The organism is Kitasatospora sp. NPDC023385 (genome assembly GCF_055664045.1).
In genome coordinates this window covers 1-19,391 of sequence record NZ_JBVOOL010000003.1, presented here as the reverse complement: position 1 = coordinate 19,391, position 19,391 = coordinate 1, and the positions used below count along the sequence as shown (strand labels likewise).

20 protein-coding genes are annotated in these 19,391 nt (G+C 73.4%); 6 read left to right on the top strand and 14 right to left on the bottom strand.

Annotation, left to right across the window (positions count from 1 at the left end; all coding sequences use genetic code 11):
• Positions 1 to 132: 132 nt before the first annotated feature.
• Complete coding sequence (locus tag AC0B61_RS06000) at positions 133 to 501, top strand: ATP-binding protein (protein ID WP_471739407.1); 369 nt, start codon at positions 133 to 135, stop codon at positions 499 to 501.
• A 73-nt stretch (positions 502 to 574) separates the two neighbouring features.
• Here the strand turns inward: AC0B61_RS06000 and AC0B61_RS05995 are convergent, their stop codons facing one another.
• Entirely contained in the window at positions 575 to 760 is a 186-nt protein-coding gene (locus tag AC0B61_RS05995) for a PspC domain-containing protein (RefSeq protein WP_350735952.1), read from the bottom strand.
• Between the two features lie 274 nt (positions 761 to 1,034).
• The gene (locus AC0B61_RS05990; protein ID WP_471739406.1) at positions 1,035 to 1,706 is read right to left on the bottom strand and encodes a hypothetical protein; all 672 of its coding nucleotides are present in this window, start codon (positions 1,704 to 1,706) and stop codon (positions 1,035 to 1,037) included.
• A 149-nt stretch (positions 1,707 to 1,855) separates the two neighbouring features.
• Here AC0B61_RS05990 and AC0B61_RS05985 point away from each other — a divergent pair, with 149 nt between their 5' ends.
• Positions 1,856 to 2,530: a PhzF family phenazine biosynthesis protein gene (locus AC0B61_RS05985; RefSeq protein ID WP_471739405.1), complete on the top strand. Its 675-nt coding sequence runs from the start codon at positions 1,856 to 1,858 to the stop codon at positions 2,528 to 2,530.
• Here AC0B61_RS05985 and AC0B61_RS05980 read toward each other — a convergent pair.
• The 4 genes from AC0B61_RS05980 to AC0B61_RS05965 all read right to left on the bottom strand — a co-directional run bounded on the left by AC0B61_RS05980 (position 2,500) and on the right by AC0B61_RS05965 (position 5,916).
• On the bottom strand, positions 2,500 to 3,144 hold the full coding sequence (locus AC0B61_RS05980; RefSeq protein WP_471739404.1) for a VanZ family protein: 645 nt from the start codon (positions 3,142 to 3,144) through the stop codon (positions 2,500 to 2,502). The genes AC0B61_RS05985 and AC0B61_RS05980 overlap by 31 nt on opposite strands.
• 140 nt (positions 3,145 to 3,284) lie before the next feature.
• Complete coding sequence (locus AC0B61_RS05975) at positions 3,285 to 3,596, bottom strand: hypothetical protein (protein ID WP_471739403.1); 312 nt, start codon at positions 3,594 to 3,596, stop codon at positions 3,285 to 3,287.
• The gene (locus AC0B61_RS05970; RefSeq protein WP_471739402.1) at positions 3,593 to 5,134 is read right to left on the bottom strand and encodes an ATP-binding protein; all 1,542 of its coding nucleotides are present in this window, start codon (positions 5,132 to 5,134) and stop codon (positions 3,593 to 3,595) included. Before AC0B61_RS05970 ends, AC0B61_RS05975 begins: the two co-directional genes overlap by 4 nt.
• A gap of 104 nt (positions 5,135 to 5,238) precedes the next feature.
• A complete protein-coding gene (locus AC0B61_RS05965) occupies positions 5,239 to 5,916 on the bottom strand; it encodes a response regulator (protein ID WP_471739401.1) in 678 nt (225 codons plus the stop codon).
• A gap of 379 nt (positions 5,917 to 6,295) precedes the next feature.
• Here AC0B61_RS05965 and AC0B61_RS05960 point away from each other — a divergent pair, with 379 nt between their 5' ends.
• A complete protein-coding gene (locus tag AC0B61_RS05960) occupies positions 6,296 to 7,165 on the top strand; it encodes a SigE family RNA polymerase sigma factor (RefSeq protein WP_471739781.1) in 870 nt (289 codons plus the stop codon).
• 197 nt (positions 7,166 to 7,362) lie between these two features.
• On the opposite strand, the gene AC0B61_RS05955 is transcribed toward AC0B61_RS05960, so the two are convergent.
• From AC0B61_RS05955 to deoC, 4 genes are all read right to left on the bottom strand, one after another.
• Positions 7,363 to 8,004, bottom strand: coding sequence for an ATP-binding protein (locus AC0B61_RS05955; RefSeq protein ID WP_471739400.1), 642 nt, complete (start codon positions 8,002 to 8,004; stop codon positions 7,363 to 7,365).
• Between the two features lie 301 nt (positions 8,005 to 8,305).
• Entirely contained in the window at positions 8,306 to 9,211 is a 906-nt protein-coding gene (locus tag AC0B61_RS05950; protein WP_471739399.1) for an aldehyde dehydrogenase family protein, read from the bottom strand.
• Positions 9,204 to 10,688, bottom strand: coding sequence for an aldehyde dehydrogenase family protein (locus tag AC0B61_RS05945; protein WP_471739398.1), 1,485 nt, complete (start codon positions 10,686 to 10,688; stop codon positions 9,204 to 9,206). Before AC0B61_RS05945 ends, AC0B61_RS05950 begins: the two co-directional genes overlap by 8 nt.
• Before the next feature lie 5 nt (positions 10,689 to 10,693).
• A complete protein-coding gene (gene deoC / locus AC0B61_RS05940; RefSeq protein WP_471739397.1) occupies positions 10,694 to 11,680 on the bottom strand; it encodes a deoxyribose-phosphate aldolase in 987 nt (328 codons plus the stop codon).
• Positions 11,681 to 11,786: 106 nt separating this feature from the next.
• On the opposite strand from deoC, the gene AC0B61_RS05935 reads away from it, so the two are divergent.
• Positions 11,787 to 12,467 carry a PH domain-containing protein gene (locus tag AC0B61_RS05935; protein ID WP_471739396.1) on the top strand — a complete coding sequence of 227 codons (681 nt, stop codon included), beginning with the start codon at positions 11,787 to 11,789 and terminating at the stop codon, positions 12,465 to 12,467.
• A gap of 62 nt (positions 12,468 to 12,529) precedes the next feature.
• Here AC0B61_RS05935 and AC0B61_RS05930 read toward each other — a convergent pair whose 3' ends face one another.
• The 3 genes from AC0B61_RS05930 to AC0B61_RS05920 form a co-directional block, all read right to left on the bottom strand.
• Complete coding sequence (locus AC0B61_RS05930) at positions 12,530 to 14,254, bottom strand: phospho-sugar mutase (RefSeq protein WP_471739395.1); 1,725 nt, start codon at positions 14,252 to 14,254, stop codon at positions 12,530 to 12,532.
• 282 nt (positions 14,255 to 14,536) lie between these two features.
• Positions 14,537 to 15,358 (bottom strand): purine-nucleoside phosphorylase, encoded by an 822-nt coding sequence (locus tag AC0B61_RS05925; RefSeq protein WP_471739394.1) that lies wholly within the window; start codon positions 15,356 to 15,358, stop codon positions 14,537 to 14,539.
• Between the two features lie 234 nt (positions 15,359 to 15,592).
• The gene (locus AC0B61_RS05920) at positions 15,593 to 16,030 is read right to left on the bottom strand and encodes a gamma-glutamylcyclotransferase family protein (protein WP_030241624.1); all 438 of its coding nucleotides are present in this window, start codon (positions 16,028 to 16,030) and stop codon (positions 15,593 to 15,595) included.
• Between the two features lie 117 nt (positions 16,031 to 16,147).
• Between AC0B61_RS05920 and AC0B61_RS05915 the strand changes: the two genes are divergently transcribed.
• Together AC0B61_RS05915 and AC0B61_RS05910 are read left to right on the top strand one after the other, a co-directional pair.
• Positions 16,148 to 17,602, top strand: a complete 1,455-nt coding sequence (locus AC0B61_RS05915) for an NAD(P)H-quinone dehydrogenase (protein ID WP_471739393.1) — start codon at positions 16,148 to 16,150, stop codon at positions 17,600 to 17,602.
• A gap of 237 nt (positions 17,603 to 17,839) precedes the next feature.
• Positions 17,840 to 18,796 carry a DeoR/GlpR family DNA-binding transcription regulator gene (locus AC0B61_RS05910; protein ID WP_471739780.1) on the top strand — a complete coding sequence of 319 codons (957 nt, stop codon included), beginning with the start codon at positions 17,840 to 17,842 and terminating at the stop codon, positions 18,794 to 18,796.
• Between the two features lie 126 nt (positions 18,797 to 18,922).
• Here the strand turns inward: AC0B61_RS05910 and AC0B61_RS05905 are convergent.
• Positions 18,923 to 19,391, bottom strand: a 469-nt coding sequence (locus AC0B61_RS05905) for an acyl-CoA carboxylase biotin carboxyl carrier protein subunit (protein ID WP_471739392.1), incomplete at its 5' end; no start/stop codon positions are given.

The following is a 19,391-nucleotide window of genomic DNA, read 5'->3' as shown; positions in this document are numbered from 1 at the left end:
ACGGCCTTTGGTTCTCACGCGACCGGCTCACTACGGTGTGCCAGTCATTGCCGACCAGGCGCGGTGGCGGCCGCCCGGCCGTCGAACCCGTACGCGAGGCCGGCCACCGACGAGGACCCAAGGGGACGAACCATGAAGCAGGCTCTCAAGGCCGCCGGCACCGCGGCGCTCGGCATCGCCATCGCGGCGATCGGCGCCGGCACCGCCTCCGCCGACGCCGCCCCGGCACCCGGCGGCCTCGGACTGCCCACCGGCGCTGTGTCGAACCCCGCGGTGACGGGGGCGGTCACCGACACCGCCGCCAAGCTGCCCGGCGCTGACAAGGTCACCGGCACGCTCGGCAGCCTCGCGCCGTCCGTCGGCCGCGCGGCCCCGGCCGCCGCCCCGATCGCCGGGGTCACCCAGCAGCGCGGCGCCGTCCCGACCGTCCCGGGTCTCGACAAGACCCCCATCGGCGGGCTGACCGGCGCCCTGCCCGGTCTGCCGGGCCTGACCGGCTGATCCGAGCCGCCGGCACGGCGACGGGCCGCCCGCCCCGGTGATCCCGGGGCGGGCGGCCCGTCGCCGTTGCCTCCTACGGCTCCTGGGGCAGGAGCACCCAGAGGGCGAGGTAGAGCAGGAACTGGGGGCCGGGCAGCAGGCAGGAGAGCAGGAAGATCAGGCGGACGGTCCACGGAGTCAGGCCGAAGCGCTCGGCGATTCCGGCGCAGACGCCGGCGATGACACGGTTGTGGCGGGGTCGGGCGAGGCGGGCGCTCATGATCCACTCCTGATCTGCTTCGCACGGTGGCGGCCCGGTCCGGCCGGTCCGGCGGGGTACTTCCATACTGCGCCGCGGCCGCCGCGCGATCCTCCGCCCGGGAGGTGATTCCCCGCCCCGCCAGGTCACCGGCGAGGCGGAGACGGACGTCGGGGTCGCCCTCAGGGTCACCCTGAGGAAACCGCGGAAGGCCCGCCTGCCCCCGCTCGACGGCGGGGACGGACGGGCCTTCCGGCGTGCGTACGCGGGTGGCGTACCGCGGTGTGCGGCGCGGTCAGCCGGCCGGGTGCGGAGGCTGCGACGGGCCCGGCTGGGCCGGCGGCGCGGGCTGCGCGTACGGGTTGTCCGCCACCGGCTGCGGCGGCAGGCCCGGCTGGTACGGCGGGGCGCCCTGCGGCTGCGCGGGCGGCGCGGCCTGGGGGGCGACCGGCGCGCCGGCCTGCGGCGGCACCGGGGCGCCCGGCTGCGGGGCGTTGGGGTTGAACGGGGCCTGCGCGTTGGGGTTGTACGGGGCCTGCGCGTTGGGGTTGTACGGGGCCTGCGCGTTGGGGTTGTACGGGGCCTGCGCGTTGGGGTTGTACGGCGGCTGCGGCGCGTTCGGGTTGTACGGAGCCTGCGGGGCGTTCGGGTCGAACGCGGCGGCCTGCGCGGCCTGCTGCTGCTTGGCGTTGCTGCGCTCGGCTATCGCCTTCACCGAGTAGACGATCATCGCGACCGGCAGGATGAACACCTTGAAGAAGATGGTGTACGTGCCGCCCTCGAAGACGAACGCGAGGTAGTAGGCGTACCCCAGGAAACCGAGGCCGATGAGGACGTTGAGGATCCGCAGGCCGACCTTCAGTCCGCCGGAGACGGCGCCGAGCACCACCATGATGATGCCGCTGAGCGTCAGCAGGACGACGTACCAGGAGAACAGCGGCTCGGCGCTGAAATCGAGATTGTTCAAGGGGGGTTTCCTGTGGGAGGGAAGTAGAACGAACGGCGGAACCGTTCGGGGACGAGAGCGCACAGTACTGGAGGGGGCCGACATTCGTCGCGGCCTTTGTGTCACGGTGTGGTTGCGCCGTGCCGGAACGGTAATTGACGAGGTGGGAAATGACTGCATATGAGGTGCTGCGGGTCTTTTGCGGCCCTGGCGGGGAGTACGGGAACGAGCTCGGAGTGGTGCGTGACGGGGCGTCCGTCCCGAACCGCCCGGACCGGCAGCGGATCGCACGCGAACTCGGTTTCAGCGAGACGGTGTTCATCGACGACCCGGAGCGCGGGGAGATCGACATCTACACCCCGTCGGTGCGCCTGCCCTTCGCCGGCCACCCGTGCGTCGGCGCCGCCTGGCTGCTCGGGGTGGACCGCCTGGTCACGGCCGCCGGTGCGGTGGGCGTGCGGCGCGAGGACGGGCTGACCAGGATCGTGGCCCGGCCGGAGTGGGCCCCGGGGCGCACGCTGCGGCAGTACGGCTCGGCGGCCGAGGTGGAGGCGCTGGAGGTGCCGCCGCCGGGGGAGTGGATCTACGCCTGGGCCTGGCAGGACGAGGCGGCCGGCACCGTCCGGGCGCGGGCCTTCCCCGGGCGGGGCGACGGGATCGACGAGGACGAGGCGACGGGTGCGGCCGCCCTGCTGCTGGCCGCACGGCTCGGCCGGGCGCTGACCGTCACCCAGGGCCGGGGCTCGCAGCTGCTGACCGGGCCGCGCGAGGACGGGCTGGTCGAGGTCGGCGGCCGGGTGGTGCCGGCGCCGGCTCAGCCCGCGGGCGGGGTCGGCTCGGCGTAGGCGCGGGGGCGGGCGGCGGACACGCCGACCACCACCGGGACGGCGGCCATCGGGACGGTGGTCACCGGGAAGGGAGCCACTGGCGGTCCGGCCGGTCCGGCCGGCCCGGCAGCCCGGGGGGCCGCCGTCCGCCGCGTCCGCAGCAGGTGCCGCAGGCCGGGGACCAGGGAGAGGTGGGCGACGGCGACGCCGATCACGGCGAGCAGGATGTGGTCCACGTTGAGGACGTGCCCGGGCGCCCAGGAGGAGAGGAACTCCAGCGCGGTGCCCAGCAGCGCGGAGGCGCCGGTGGTGCGCAGGAAGGAGGGCAGCCAGGGGGCCCGGAGGCGCCCGCCGGCCAGCGGCAGCAGGACGCCGAGCGGTGCCAGCAGCAGGAGTTCGCCGACCACCTGCCAGGCCGTGGAGGAGCGGAGCGAGGCCAGCGGCGTCAGGTTGGCGTCGTAGACCCAGGCCACCGGCAGCGGTCTCAGCACCAGCCAGAGCGCCAGCGTCAGGTGGCAGGCCAGGCCCGCCAGTCCGGCCAGCCGGAGGGGACGGTGGACGGCCGCCGCCGGGCTGCTTTCGGTCCCCGCGCCGGAACGCTCGTCGCGTGTCCTGGTGCCATCTCGCTGCACGGGGGGAAGGACGTGAGCCGGTGGCACGGCGGTTCCACGCTGGGCGTGAACATTCCCGGACGCGCCCCCGCCTCCTCCTCCGGCCGGTCCGGCCCGCCTCGCCGGCTGCCGTCGAGGGCGCCCCCGGGCCGCCCGTACGACTACTTGCAGGGTGAGGCCGTCGGCACCGCGCTGAACACGTTGTCCGGCGGCGGGCTGCCCGGTGCCACCGGCGCGGGCGACGGGCTCGGGCTCACGGACGCCTTGCCGCCACCGCGGGCGGTGACGGACGGCGCGGGGCCGGGCGGGGTGGCCAGCGCGGTCGGTATGTGCGGGCTGGTCGGGCAGGCCGTCCGGCTGGCCGGGGCGCCGGCGTCGACCGGTACGGCGGTCGGCCGGATGCCGCAGCCGGAGGCCAGCGCGAGCAGGAGCAGTACGCCGGCGGCGCGGCGCAGGGGGGCGGGGGCGGTCACGTGGCGTCCTTGTCCTCGGCGGCGTCGCGGGCGGGACCGCCCGCGGTCTCGCCCGCGGACGGCGACGGCGGCGTCAGCGGCAGTGTCAGGGTGAACACCGCGCCGACTTCCCCGTTCGCCGCCGTGATCGTCCCCCCGTGTATCTGCGCGTTGGCCATCGCGATCGACAGGCCCAGGCCGCTGCCCTCCGAGCGAGCGCGCCCGCGGTCCGCCTTGTAGAAGCGGTCGAAGACGTGCGGCAGCACGTCCTCGGGGATGCCCGGGCCGCTGTCGGAGACCTCGACCACGACCGCGTCCTCGGTCTGCCGGACCTTGACCCGCACCGGCGAGCCGCCGTGCTTGAGCGCGTTGCCGATCAGGTTGGCGAAGACCACGTCGAGCCGGCGCGGGTCGACCACGGCCAGGACGCCGCGCGGGGCGTCCAGCTCGACGGCGTCGTACCAGGCCCGCCCGTCGATGCAGGACATGATCAGGTCGGCGATGTCCATCTCGTCGGCGACCAGTCTGGCGGTGCCCGCGTCGAAGCGGGTCACCTCCATCAGGTTCTCCACCAGGTCGGACAGCCGCCGGGTCTCGCTGACCACGAGCCGGACGGCCGGTTCGATCATCGGGTCCAGCGACTCGGCCTCGTCCTCCAGGATGTCGGTGACGGCGGTCATCGCGGTCAGCGGGGTGCGCAGTTCGTGCGACATGTCGGCGACGAACCGCCGGCTCTGCGCCTCGCGCGCGCTCAGCTCCTCGACCTGCTCGTGCAGCGACTCCGCGGCCCGGTTGAACGTCCTCGCCAGGTCGGCGAGTTCGTCCGATCCCTCGACCTCGAGCCGGGTGTCCAGGTGTCCCTGGCCGAGCCGCCGGGCCGCGTCGCCGAGCCGCTTGACGGGCCGCAGCACGGTGGCCGAGGCGGCCTGGGCGAGCAGGGCCGAGCCGATCAGCGCGAGCAGGGTCGCGATGGCCAGTGACCAGCCCAGCGTGTTGAGGTCGGCCCGCTCGTTCTCCAGCGACTTGAACATGTACGCCGTCGGGCCGCTCGGCACCACCTTGGTGCCGCCGATCACGAACGGCCGGCCGTCCAGGTTCTGCCGCTGCCAGTACAGGTGGTACGGGTACGGGTTGTTCTCGGTGATCTCGCGCGGCTTGGCGACGGTGGACCGCAGGGCGGTCGGCACGTCGGCCAGCGTGAAGCGCGAGGGGTCGGAGGACGGCGCGCACTCCGGGTGCGCCGGATCGACCACCACCACGTCGTAACTCAGGCCGGAGCTGGCCACGTTGGACGCCAGCGCGGCCAGTTCCGGGCAGCTCGCGTTCAGCGGCAGTTCGGAGACGTTGCGGCTGAGGGAGACCCGGAAGTCGTTCAGCGCGGTGTCCTGGGCGCGCTTGAGCACCGCGTCGCGGTTCAGCCAGTACGCGATGCCGGAGGCCGAGACGGCGGCGAGCAGCGCGACCGCCGCGAACACCGCGATCAGCCGCACCCGTAGGGAGCGCAGCCGTCGCCACCGGCCCGCCGGGAAACGCCGGGCAGTCGTCTGATGGTCAGTCACAAGAGCCTGTCGTGGTACGGGAGTTCAGCGGCGGCAAGGGAAAGGGTAGGGCAGGGCGCGGGAAGGCGGGACGCGGAGGACAGCGACGGTCGGCGGGGCGAGGGTCAGAGCGGCGGGTCCAGCCGGTAGCCCACCCCGCGGACGGTGCGGATCAGCGTCGGCGCGGACGGCACGTCCTCGACCTTGGCCCGCAGCCGCTGCACGCAGGCGTCCACCAGCCGGGAGTCGCCGAGGTAGTCGTGCTCCCAGACCAGCCGCAGCAGCTGCTGGCGGGAGAGCGCCTGCCCGGGGCGGCGGCTGAGTTCCAGCAGCAGCCGCAGTTCGGTCGGGGTGAGCTGGAGGTCCTGCCCGTCCTTGGTGACGGTCATCGCCGCTCGGTCGATCACCACGCTGCCGTACGCCGAGGAGTCGGAGCTCTCCCGCTCGCCGCGCCGCAGCACCGCCCGGATCCGGGCATCCAGCACGCGTGGCTGCACCGGCTTCACCACGTAGTCGTCCGCGCCCGACTCCAGACCCACCACCACGTCGATGTCGTCGGAACGGGCGGTCAGCAGGATGATCGGCAGCTGGTCGGTGCGGCGGATCCGGCGGCACACCTCGAAGCCGTCGATGCCGGGCAGCATGACGTCCAACACGATCAGATCGGGCCGCTGCTCCTTGAAGAGCCTCAGACCGTCTTCGCCCGAGGCGGCGGTGGCCACGCGGTGGCCCTGGCGGGTGAGGGCGAGTTCGAGGCCGGTCCGGATGGCGTCGTCGTCCTCGATCAGTAGGAGGAAAGGCACGGCCCCATTTTGGCCCACCCGCAGCGCCGAATCACCCCCCGGCCCGCTCATCACCGTCCGGGAACCGGACGGGCCGCCACCGGCGTCCGGTACGGAGGGAGGCGGACCGGGACGAAAGGCCCACCCCTGTGACACCCCTGTGACAGTCGGCGGACAGCGCCATCACAACCGGCGGGCAGGATTTTCCATGTCGCCGCAGGACAGCGGGCCGCAAGGCCGGCTGGAGGGCGGCGACCGGAACCGCTCGTACCGACCCAGGGGGCGCACGATGAACGCCACGCTTCAGACCCGGACCAACCCGGCCGTCCGGACCGCGCGTTCGTCAGCCACGGCCCACCGGACCCGGTACGAGATCAGGACCGACGAGACTTCCGGTGCCGTGACCGTGCGGGGGTGCGCGCACAGCACCGGTGGAAACCCTGCCACCCGCCGGGTGGGCGGCGGCAGGACGGGGGAGCTGTACGGAATCGGCCGGCTGGGGAGTGCGGTCGACTCCGCCGACACCCTGACGCTGCGGGGGATCCTCCCCGTCCGCGTCGAGGGCAAGGACGCCCCGGAGGGGAACCGGGGGACCGGGGGGAACGGTCTGCGGACGGTCGGCTCGGGGGAGCCGGCCGATCGTGAGGCCGCCGGTGCGACGCTGCTGCGGCTGAACCCCGCCGCGGCCCGCACCACCGAGGCCGGACAGGGAGGCGCGCAGGGGGAGCACTCGGCCGCCGCGGAGGACCACATCACGGAGTTCACCGCGTACGTGCGCGAGCGCCGCGCCTCCCTGTACGCCACGGCCTACCACCTCACCGGTGACCGCTACGAGGCCGAGGACCTGCTGCAGAGCGCGCTCTTCAGCACCTACCGGGCCTGGGGCCGGATCACCGACAAGGCCGCGGTCGGGGGCTACCTCCGCCGCACCATGACCAACCTGCACATCTCCGCCTGGCGGCGCCGCAAGGTCAACGAGTACCCGACCGAGGAGCTGCCGGAGACGGCCGGCGACACCGACGCGATGGGCGGCACCGAGCTGCGCACCGTGCTCTGGCAGGCGCTGGCGAAGCTGCCGGAGAACCAGCGGACGATGCTGGTGCTGCGGTACTACGAGGGCAAGACGGACCCGGAGATCGCCGACGTGCTGGGGATCAGCGTCGGCACGGTCAAGAGCAGCATCTGGCGTGCCCTGCGCCGGCTGCGCGACGACGAGCACCTGAACAAGTCGGGCGACACCGCCCGGGCGTTCGGCGAGCTGGTCGCGTAACGCGGCGCGCAGGACGAGGACTCCCGTCGGGGGACGGGAAGCGGACGGTCACGGTCCGGGGGCAGCGGCTCGGGGGAGCGTGCCCGTGGGGGAGCCGAGGATCGTTCGGGAAGGCGACGGCCCGGTGCGGGGGGAGACGCACCGGGCTCGTCGTTTTCTCGTTGGGACCGGCCTTCAGGGCGTACTGTCCCGAGGCTTCAGACCGCGGCGGGGAGCTCCGTCGTCCGCGCCGCGGCGCGGATCCGCCGCTCGGCCTCCGGACCGGCGCACGCGTGCGAGCCGAGATCGACCTGCCGCCCGACGATGGACCGCTCGGCCCGCATCAGCCGCACGCCCCGGCGCAGCAGCACCGGCAGCGACTTGCGGCCCTCCCGGACGTCCCGGCGCAGTCGGCGCCAGGCCGTGGTGAGCGCGCCGTTGCGCAGGCACAGGGCGTCGCCGAGCAGGCCCTCCTCGGCGCACGCGCCGGTGATCTCGGCCGCGAAGATGCCCTCCGCGATGAACGCCTCGGCGCCGCCCAGTTCCAGGGCGCGGGTGCCGACCCGGCCGTTGTCCGGGATCGAGTACACCGGGACCTCCGTGCGGCCGTGCTCGTGCAGGGCGCGGATGGCGGCGAGGGCCTGGTCGCGGTGCCAGGCGAGCGGGGAGTCCCAGTCGACGGCGCCGTCCGGCAGCGTCGGCAGGGTGGGGTCGTCCCCGTCCTTGTAGAAGTCGTCGAGCTGGAGCACCGGCAGGCCGCTGCGCTCGGCGAGCGAGGACTTCCCCGACCCGGAGGGCCCGGAGAGCAGGATCACCCGGGCGTGCGAGGTCGGTACGGGGTTCAGGGGGGAGTCACTCACGGGACACCAGTCTGACGCATCCCGGCCCGTTGCCGAAACCGGTCGGTGCGGACCTTCTGCTGAGACTTCGACCGTGACTGCGACTGCGAGTCGGCGGGGGTGACGGAAAGCCGACGGAAAGCCCACGGAAAGCCCACGGAACGCGACGGACCCGCGCCAGGGGGGGAGAGGCGCGGGTCCGTCCAATGACCGTCCGGGCCCTGGGGGGGTGAGGGCACTGGGGACGGCCAGTCTGTGGGGTTGTCACTCCACCGTCCGGTCGGGCGGGTGGAGCGGGTGGAGCGGGTGGAGCGTCGAAGGGTCAGATACCCATCGGGTGCCAGACCGTCTTCGTCTCCAGGAACGAGAGTAGCCGGTCCGTACCGGGCGCATTGGTCCAGTCCTGGGCGAACGGGTCCAGCACCGGACGGACCACCCTCTTCAGGGTATCCGCGGCGGCCGCTTCCAGCGCCTGCGCCGCGCCGGGCCCGTCGGCGGCGATCGCCCCGGTGAGGTCCAGCGCGTTGACGTCCTGGTGCGAGGCCAGGGTGGGGGCGATGTCCGCCGTCCGGCCCGAGAGGATGTTGACCACGCCGCCCGGGACGTCCGAGGTGGCGAGCACCTCGCCCAGCGACAGCGCGGGCAGCGGGGCGTCCGCGGCGGCCGCGACCACGACCGTGTTGCCGGTGGCGATCGCCGGGGCGACCACCGAGACCAGGCCGAGCAGCGAGTGCCCGTACCCGGCCTGCGGGGCGACGATCCCGACCACGCCGGTCGGCTCCGGGGACGACAGGTTGAAGTACGGACCGGCGACCGGGTTGGCGCCGCCCGCGATCTGGGCGACCTTGTCCGTCCAGCCCGCGTACCAGACCCAGCGGTCGATCGCGGCGTCCACCAGCGCGGCGGCCTTCTTCGGGCCGACGCCCTCGGAGGCGGCCACCTCGGCCGCGAACTGCTCGCGCCGGCCCTGCAGCATCTCGGCGACCCGGTACAGCACCTGGCCGCGGTTGTACGCGGTGGTGCCGGCCCAGCCCTTGACCGCCGCACGGGCGGCCAGCACGGCGTCCCGGGCGTCCTTGCGGGTGCCCAGCGGGGCGTTGGCGAGCCACTCGCCGTTCGAGTCCGTCACCTCGTACACCCGCCCGCTCTCGGAGCGCGGGAACTTCCCGCCGACGTACAGCTTGTAGGTCTTGAGGACGTCAAGACGCGCGAAGGTCGTGTCAGACATCGAGGTAGGCCTCCAGACCGTGGCGGCCACCCTCGCGGCCGTAGCCCGACTCCTTGTAGCCGCCGAACGGCGAGGTCGGGTCGAACTTGTTGAAGGTGTTGGCCCAGACCACGCCGGCCTTGAGCTTGTCGGCCGCCCAGAGGATGCGCGAGCCCTTCTCCGTCCAGATGCCGGCGGAGAGGCCGTACGGGGTGTTGTTGGCCTTCTCGATCGCCTCGGCGGGGGTGCGGAAGGTCAGCACCGACAGCACCGGGCCGAAGATCTCCTCCTGGGCGATCCGGTGGGCCTGGCTGACGCCGGTGAACAGGGTCGGCTTGAACCAGAAGCCGGTGCCCGGGAGTTCGCACTCCGGCGACCAGCGGTCCGCGCCCTCGGCCTCGCCGGCGTCGGTCAGCTCGGTGATCCGGGCCAGCTGCGCGGCCGAGTTGATGGCACCGATGTCGGTGTTCTTGTCCAGCGGGTCGCCGACCCGCAGGGTGGACATCCGGCGCTTCAGGGCGTCCAGCAGCTCGTCCTGGACCGACTCCTGGACCAGCAGGCGCGAGCCCGCGCAGCAGACGTGGCCCTGGTTGAAGAAGATGCCGTTGACGATGCCCTCGACGGCCTGGTCGATCGGCGCGTCGTCGAAGACGATGTTGGCGGCCTTGCCGCCCAGCTCCAGCGACAGCCGCTTGCGGCTGCCGGCCAGCTGCTTGGCGATCGCCCGGCCGACCGGGGTGGAGCCGGTGAAGGCGACCTTGTTGACGTCGGGGTGCGCGGTCAGCGCGGCGCCGGTGCGGCCGTCGCCGGTGACGATGTTGACGACGCCCTTCGGCAGACCGGCCTGGCGGCAGATCTCGGCGAAGCGCAGCGCCGTCAGCGGCGTGGTCTCGGCCGGCTTCAGCACGACCGTGTTGCCGGTCGCCAGCGCGGGCGCGATCTTCCAGGCGAGCATCATCAGCGGGAAGTTCCACGGGATGACCTGGCCGGCCACACCGAGCGGGCGCGGGTTGGCGCCGAAGCCCGCGTAGTCCAGCTTGTCCGCCCAGCCCGCGTAGTAGAAGAACCACGCGGCGACGGTCGGGATGTCGAAGTCCCGGGTCTCGCGGATCGGCTTGCCGTTGTCGATCGACTCCAGCACAGCCAGCTCGCGGCCGCGCTCCTGGATGATCCGGGCGATCCGGAACAGGTACTTGGCGCGCTCGCTGCCCGGCAGCGCCGACCAGTCGGCGAAGGCCTTGCGGGCGGCGGCGACCGCGCGGTCCACGTCCTCGTCGGTGCCCTGGGCGAACTCGGCGAGCACCTGCTCGGTGGCCGGGTTGACCGTCTTCAGGGCCTCGCTGCCGGAGGAGTCGACGAACTCGCCGCCGATGAAGTGGCCGTAGGAGGAGGCGATGTCGCCCGCGGCGGCGGGGGACTCGGGGGCCGGGGCGTAGGTGAAGAGGCCGCCGGCGGGCTTGGCCGCGGGCTCCTCGGTGTGCTTCTTCTTCTTGGACATGGTGATCAGTCCACCGTCACGTAGTCGGGGCCGGAGTAGCGGCCGGTGGCCAGCTTCTGGCGCTGCATCAGCAGGTCGTTGAGCAGGCTGGAGGCGCCGAAGCGGAACCAGTGCGGCGTCAGCCAGTCGTCGCCCAGGGTCTCGTTGACCATGACCAGGTACTTCATGGCGTCCTTGGTGGTCTTGATGCCACCGGCCGGCTTCACACCGACCTGGACGCCCGTCTGCGCCTTGAAGTCGCGGACGGCTTCCAGCATCAGCAGGGTGACCGGCGGGGTCGCGTTGACGGCGACCTTGCCGGTGGAGGTCTTGATGAAGTCGGCGCCGGCCAGCATCGCCAGCCAGGAGACCCGGCGGACGTTGTCGTAGGTCTGCAGCTCGCCGGTCTCGAAGATCACCTTGAGGTGGGCGGCGCTGCCGTCGGGGCGCTTGCACGCCTCCTTGACGGCCACGATCTCGTTGTAGACGTCGAGGTAGCGGCCGGAGAGGAAGGCGCCGCGGTCGATCACCATGTCGATCTCGTCGGCGCCCGCGGCCACCGCGTCGGCGGTGTCGGCGAGCTTGACCGGGAGGGCGGCGCGGCCGGCCGGGAAGGCGGTGGCCACCGAGGCGACCTGGATGTCGGTGCCCCGCAGGGCCGCCTTCGCGGTGGCGACCATGTCCGGGTAGACACAGATGGCGGCGACGCGGGGGGTGGTCGGGTCGGTCGGGTCGGGGGTCCTGCCCTTGGCGCACAGCGCGCGCACCTTGCCGACCGTGTCCGCGCCCTCCAGCGTGGTCAGGTCGATCATCGAGATCGCCAGGTCGATGGCATAGGCCTTCGCCGTGGTCTTGATCGAGCGGGTACCGAGAGTGGCGGCACGCGCCTCCAGGCCGACCTGGTCGACGCCGGGCAGGCCGTGCAGGAAGCGGCGGAGCGAGGCCTCGGACGCCGCAACGTCCTGAAGACCGCTGCCCGCAACGCCGGGGGCATTGGCTGCAACAGTGGACATAGTCACCAGACCAGCATATCTACGCGCGTAGTCGTCCGCTAGGGTGGCGGCCTTTCGTGGCCGGACCGAGACCTCGGGGTGAAAGCCATGGGGCAGAATCGACGCCATGACCGATTCCGACGGCAGGCCCGACCAGGGCCCCGCCGCCCCCGACGGGGAACCCGAGTACGCGGACCGCGTGTACCGCTCCGTTCCCGGCGTGATCTCCGGAGTGCTGCTGCTGGCCGTCGCCGCCTGGCTGATCGGCGACGCCGCGGTCACCGGGACCGGCAAGACCCCGTACGTCTCGCTCGCCGCGGTGCCGGTGTTCGCCTTCCCGGTGATCGCCTACACGCTGCGTCCGGAGGTACGGGCCGGCCGCAGCCGGCTGGTGGTCCGCAACCCGTGGCGGACCATCGTCGCGCCGTGGGCCTCGGTGGAGGCGCTGCGCGCCGGTTACTCGGTCGAACTGCTCGCCGGCGGCCGGAAGTACCAGGTGTGGGCGGTGCCCGTCTCGCTGCGCCAGCGCAAGCGCGCCACCCGCGCGCAGAGCCGCAGCAACGCCGAGCACGCCTCCCGGACCGGGCTGGGGATGGGGCTCGCCGCCCGCACCAACCCCGTCGTCCAGGGCTCGTCCGACCCGGCCCGCGCCTGGTCCGACCAGGTCACGGACGTGCTGCAGGAGATGGCCGAGCGCAACGCCCGCCGCCCCGACGCGGCCGGCCCGGTCGTGGTGCGCTGGTGCTGGTGGGTGATCGCCCCCACCCTGGCCGGCCTGATCGCGCTGGTCACCGTCATCGCAGTCTGACCCCACCCGACGACACGGAAGGGCCCGCCGAACCGGCGGGCCCTTCCGTGTCGCGTGGGGCGTCAGGCGGTGATGCCCGCCGCTGCGGCGAGGTCCTGCTTGACGGTGGCCAGGAGGTCGGCGGCCCGGTCGCGGGCGGCGGCCAGGTCGGCGGCGGAGGCGACCGGGAGGACGACCTCCAGGTAGCACTTGAGCTTGGGCTCGGTGCCGGAGGGGCGGACCACGATGCGGGCCGAGCGGACGCCCTCGCCGGCCAGGTAGTAGCGCAGGCCGTCGGTGGGCGGCAGGTCGGCGGAGCCGGCCGCGAGGTCGTCGGCCCGGGTGACGGTCAGGCCGGCCAGGACGGTCGGGGGCTGCTCGCGCAGGCGGCGCATGGCGTCGCCGATCAGCGAGAGGTCCTGGACCCGGACGGAGAGCTGGTCGGTGGCGTGCAGGCCGTGCTCCAGCGCCAGGTCGTCCAGCAGGTCGGACAGGGTGCGGCCGGACCGCTTGAGGGTGGCGGCGAGCTCGGCGACCAGCAGGGCGGCGGTGATGCCGTCCTTGTCCCGGACGCCCTCCGGGTCGACGCAGTAGCCGAGCGCCTCCTCGTAGCCGTAGCGCAGGCCGTCGGCGCGGGAGATCCACTTGAAGCCGGTCAGGGTCTCCGCGTAGCCCAGGCCCGCCGCCTCGGCGATCCGGCCGAGCAGGGTCGCGGAGACGATGGTGGTGGCGAAGGTGCCCGCGGCCTTCTTCGCGACCAGGGCCGAGCCGAGCAGGGCGCCGACCTCGTCGCCGCGCAGCATCCGCCAGCCGGAGGTGCCGTTGCCGCTGCCGACCGCGTTGCCGTTGGTGGGGACGGCCACCGCGCAGCGGTCGGCGTCCGGGTCGTTGGCGATCACGATGTCCGGGCCGACCGAGGCGGCGGTGCGGAAGGCGAGGTCCATCGCCCCCGGCTCCTCCGGGTTGGGGAAGGCCACGGTGGGGAAGTCCGGGTCGGGCTCGGCCTGTTCGGCGACCACCGTCGGCGCGGGGAAGCCGGCCCGGCGGAACGCGGCGACGAGGGTGTCGCGGCCGACGCCGTGCATCGGGGTGTAGACGACGTCGAGCTCGCGCGGGGTGTGCGCGTCGACGATGGAGACGGCCCGGGTCAGGTAGGCGTCGATGACGTCCTCGCCGAGCACCTCCCAGCCGCCGTCGGCGCGCGGGACCTGCTCCAGCGAGGCGATCGCGTCGATCTCGGCGGCGATCCCGGCGTCGGCCGGCGGGACGATCTGCGAGCCGTCGCCCAGGTAGACCTTGTAGCCGTTGTCCTGCGGCGGGTTGTGGCTGGCGGTGACGGTGACGCCGGCCGCCGCGCCCAGGTGGCGGACGGCGAAGGCGAGCACCGGGGTGGGCAGCGGGCGGGGCAGCAGCGCGGCGCGCAGGCCGGCGCCGACCACCACGGCGGCGGTGTCGCGGGCGAAGTCGTACGACTTGTGCCGGGCGTCGTAGCCGATGACGACCAGGTCGCCCAGGCCCTGCTTCCGGACGTACGCGACCAGGCCGGCGGCGGCCCGGATCACCACGGCGCGGTTCATCCGCATCGGGCCGGCGCCGAGTTCGCCGCGCAGGCCGGCGGTGCCGAACTGGAGCCGGTCGGAGAAGCGCTCGGCGAGCTCCGCCCAGGCGGTCTTGCTGTCCGATTCGGCGTCCGGGCCCTCGGCCCGGGCCAGCAGGGCGCGGAGTTCCTCGCTGGTCTGCGGGTCGGGGTCCTCGGCCAGCCAGGCCCTGGCCCGGGTGAGGAGGTCGGTGGTGGGTGCCTGCGTCATCCCAACTCCTTGCGTGGATGCCCCGGATACGGGTCAGGGCGTCTGAACGGTTGATGCTCTGGGTGGTGCCTGGTGCCTGGTGCCTCGGTGACGTCAGGGGTCTGCCGAGCCGGGCGGTACACCGCCCCCGGCCGGTGATCAGGGTCGGCAGTCGGGCGCGGCGGGGTCAAGGCTGCCAGCTCCGTCGCGAGGCGACGGGCGGCACGCGGACGGGGCCCGCGGGTGGGTGTGATCAGCGGATCACTGCCGCCCGCGGGCCCCGTCGTTCGTGCCGGGTGGGCGTCAGATCCGCTCGAGGACCTTCGCCAGCAGCTCGCCCATGCGCTCGGCGGAGGCCTTGCCGGCCTCCAGCACCTCGGCGTGGTTGAGCGGCTCGCCGGTGATGCCGGCGGCCAGGTTGGTGACCAGCGAGATGCCGAGCACCTCGGAGCCGGCCTCGCGGGCGGCGATGGCCTCCAGGGTGGTGGACATGCCGACCAGCTCGCCGCCGATCACCCGGGCCATGTTGACCTCGGCCGGGGTCTCGTAGTGCGGGCCGCGGAACTGCACGTAGACGGCCTCGTCCAGGGACGGGTCCACCTCGCGGCAGAGCGCGCGCAGGCGCTTGGAGTAGAGGTCGGTGAGGTCGACGAAGTTGGCGCCGACGATCGGGGAGTCCGCGGTCAGGTTGATGTGGTCGCTGATCAGGACCGGCTGGCCCGGGGTCCAGCCCTGGCGCAGGCCGCCACAGCCGTTGGTCAGCACGATGATGCCGCAGCCGGCCGCGGCGGCGGTGCGCACGCCGTGGACGACGGTCGCGACGCCGTGGCCCTCGTAGTAGTGGTTGCGGCCGAGGAAGATCAGGGCGCGCTTGTCGCCGATCTTCACCGAGCGGATCGTGCCGGCGTGGCCGGCGACGGCGGGGGCGGGGAAGCCGGGCAGGTCGGTGACCGGGAATTCGGCCACGGTCTCGCCCAGGGCGTCGGCGGCCGGCACCCAGCCGGAGCCCATCACCAGGGCGACGTCGTGCCGCTCGGCACCGGTCAGCTCGCGCAGGCGCTCGGCGGCGGCCTGGGCGGCGGCGTAGGGGTCGGCGGAGACGACCGACTGAGGAGAAGCGTTCACGGGTCCGAGGATAGACGGGAATCGGCTACGCGCGTAGAAAATCGGGCGCGGCATGCCGGAATCGTTACCCGGTTGACCCGAAAGCACAGCTCGGTGGCGCTTTTCGGGTGACCCGGCTCGTCGTTTTCCACACACCCGGAGCCGCCCACCCGCCGCGCGGCCCGGGGTACGCGCGCGCCGCGTGCGGGCCCACGGCCGTCCGGCGGTCGGGCGGGCCGGCGCCGGGCGGTCCGGTCAGCAGGGCCGCCGGCGCAGGTCCATGACGTAGTCGTGCGGGGCGCCGGCGCTCTCGGCGGCGTCGGCGATCAGGCCGAGGTAGCGGGCCGCGGGCAAGCCGCCCTCGTAGTCGTTGAGCACGTACGTCCAGACCGAGATGGAGCCGTCCAGGGTCTGCGCGCGCAGCTTGATCTTGCGGTAGATGCCGAGCTGGACGCCCTCCCAGCGGTCCAGGCCGTCCTCGTCCATCGGCGAGACGTCGTACAGCGAGACGAAGACCTGGTCCTTCTCGTCCTCGACGACGGTGGCCAGCGAGCCCTCCCAGCCGAGCTGCTCGCCGCCGAAGGTGAGTCGCCAGCCGTCCAGCCACCCCGTGCCGCGCAGTGGGGAGTGCGGGGCCCGGCGGGTCATCTGCCGGGCATCGAGGTTGGTGGCATACGCGGCGTAGAGGGGCATGGGGGCCAGCGTAGCCCGGGCGGCGGGTGACGGGAGTTCGGAGGCCGTCCCCGGTTTCGCACACGTTCGCACACGAGCGCGGACCCCGGCGTGGCGGCGCTCCCGGCGTACGGGACAATGGGGAGCGTGACTCGGATCGTGATCATCGGTGGCGGACCCGGCGGCTACGAGGCGGCCCTGGTCGCCGCACAGCTCGGCGCGGAGGTGACCGTCGTCGACCGCGACGGTCTTGGCGGATCGGCGGTGCTCACGGACTGCGTTCCGTCGAAGACCCTGATCGCGACCGCGGAGGTGATGACCACCTTCGACAGCTCCTACGAGGAGCTGGGCATCCTGGTCGCGGACGACACCCCGCCGGACGGGCAGACCGCCCGGGTCATCGGCGTGGACCTGGGCAAGGTCAACCGACGGGTGAAGCGGCTCGCGATCGCGCAGTCCCACGACATCACCCAGTCCGTCACCCGGGCCGGGGTGACCGTGCTGCGCGGCCGGGGCCGGCTCGGCAGCGGCGGGCAGGCCGCGGACGGCTCCCGCGAGGTCCTGGTGGACGCGCCGGACGGCACCGTGCAGGCGCTGCGCGCCGACGCCGTGCTGATCGCCACCGGCGCCCACCCGCGCGAACTGCCGGACGCCCAGCCGGACGGCGAGCGGATCCTGACCTGGACCCAGGTGTACGACCTGGAGGAGCTGCCCCGCGAGCTGATCGTGGTCGGCTCCGGTGTGACCGGCGCCGAGTTCGCCGGCGCGTACCAGGCGATCGGCTCCAAGGTCACCCTGGTCTCCTCGCGCGACCGGGTGCTGCCGGGCGAGGACCCGGACGCGGCCGAGGTGCTGGAGGACGTCTTCCGCCGCCGCGGCATGAACGTGATGGGCCGCTCGCGCGCCGAGAGCGTGAAGCGGATCGGCGACCGGGTCGAGGTGACCCTGGCCGACGGCAAGGTGATCGAGGGCTCGCACTGCCTGATGGCGGTCGGCTCGATCCCCAACACCGCCGAAATGGGCCTGGAGGAGGCCGGGGTCAAGCTCAACGACTGGGGCCAGATCCAGGTCGACCGGGTCTCCCGCACCACCGCCCCCGGCGTCTACGCGGCGGGCGACTGCACCGGCGTCTTCATGCTCGCCTCGGTGGCGGCCATGCAGGGCCGGATCGCGATGTACCACGCGCTCGGCGACGCGGTGCAGCCGCTGAACCTCAAGACCGTGGCCTCCAACGTCTTCACCGACCCCGAGATCGCCACCGTCGGCTACACCGCGGCCGACGTGGAGTGCGGCAAGATGGACGCCGTCGTCGTCAAGCTCCCGCTGCGCGGCAACCCGCGGGCCAAGATGCAGGGCATCCGGGACGGCTTCGTGAAGCTGTTCTGCCGCCCGGGCACCGGCATCGTGGTCGGCGGCGTGGTCGTCGCCCCGCGCGCCAGCGAACTGATCCATCCGATCTCGCTCGCGGTGGACGCCAATCTGACGGTCGAACAGGTGGCCAGCGCCTTCACCGTCTACCCGTCCGTCTCGGGTTCGACCGCCGAGGCCGCCCGGCAGCTGCACATCCGCAAGCGGGCCGACGGCGAATCCTGAGCGCCCGGCGCGCAGTTGAGGGGCGGCTGCGGATCGGCGGCCACCCTTCGCGCGGCATGGGCCGTCACCCGGACGGCGGGCGCAGTCCCGAGCCCCTGACGGCGCGTATTGTACGGTCACGCGCCGCTCTTGCGTGAGCAATTCCCGCTACTAGCTGGAAACGCCTGAAAGCAGACGGTCACGCAGGTTACCGTCGGTTCTGTGTTTGCAGCAGAACGTCGCCAGTTGATCCTCGAAATGGTGCGCGCCAACGGAGCGGTCTCGCTCCGGGAGTTGGCCCGCGTCGTCCAGACCTCCGAAGTGACCGTGCGTCGTGACGTGCGGGCCCTGGAGGCAGAAGGGCTCCTCGACCGCCGGCACGGCGGCGCGGTGCTCCCCGGCGGCTTCAGCCGCGAACCCGGATACCCGCAGAAGACCCACCTGTCCGCGGCGGAGAAGAGCGCCATCGCGGACGCCGCCGCCGCCCTGGTGGAGGAGGGCGACGCGGTCGTGGTCGGCGCCGGGACCACCACCCAGGAGCTGGCCCGCCGGCTGGCCCGGGTTCCCGGCCTGACCGTGGTCACCAACTCGCTGCTGGTCGCCCAGGCGCTGGCGCACGCCAACCGGGTCGAGGTGGTGATGACCGGCGGCACCCTGCGCGGCTCCAACTACGCCCTGGTGGGCAGCGGCGCCGAGCAGTCGCTGCAGGGGTTGCGGGTCACCAAGGCCTTCATCTCCGGCAGCGGGCTGACCGCCGAACGCGGCCTGTCGACCGCGAACATGCTGTCCGCGAGCGTGGACCGGGCACTGGTGCAGTCGGCCGCCGAGGTCATCGTCCTCGCCGACCACACCAAGCTCGGCACGGACAGCATGTTCCCGACCGTCGCCACCGAGACCATCACCCGCCTGGTCACCGACGAGCAGGCCACCGCGGACGACGCCACCGCCCGTGAACTGGACGCGCTCGCCGACTGCGGGGTGCACATCGACCTCGCGCCGCTCGGCCCGGCCCCGAGCGGCGACGCCCCGGTGCACGGCACCGGCAGCGGCCCGGTGCACCAGACCCAGCCCGGCCCGATGGCCCGCCGGGCCGGCCCGCCCCCCGGTGGCGCCCCGCTGCCCGGCCAGCGCCGGCCCGGCGCGCACGGCGGCCCGGGCGGCCCCGGCGGGATGCCGGTCCGGCTGGCCGAGCTGGGCCTGCAGCGCGGCCGCTGAGCGGGCCGCCGAGGCCCGTACGGGCGGTACGAACGCGACCGGTCCGCACCCCCCGAAGGGTGTACGGACCGGTCGGTGCCCGACAGGGCGGATCAGATCCTGACCAGGGTCAGTCCCTGATCGGGGTCAGTCCTTGATCTCGCAGAGCGCGGCGCCGCTGCTGACGCTGCCGCCCACCTCGGCCTTGAGGCCGACGACGGTGCCCGCCTTGTGGGCGTTCAGCGGCTGCTCCATCTTCATCGCCTCCAGGACCACGATCAGCTCGCCCTCGGCGACGACCTGGCCCTCCTCCACGGCGACCTTGACGATGGTGCCCTGCATCGGCGAGGCCAGGGTGTCACCGCTGACGGCCGAGCCGGCCTTCTTGGCGCCCACCCGGCGCTTGGCCTTGGCGGCACCCGCCGCACCGGCCGCCGGGGCCGCCGCGACGCCCAGCGAGGACGGCAGCGAGACCTCGATCCGCTTGCCGCCGACCTCGACCACGACGGTCTCCCGGCCCTCGGCCTCCTCGCCGTCGCCGGCCGCGCCCGCGAACGGCGGGATGGTGTTGTGGAACTCGGTCTCGATCCACCGGGTGAAGACCGTGAACGGCGCG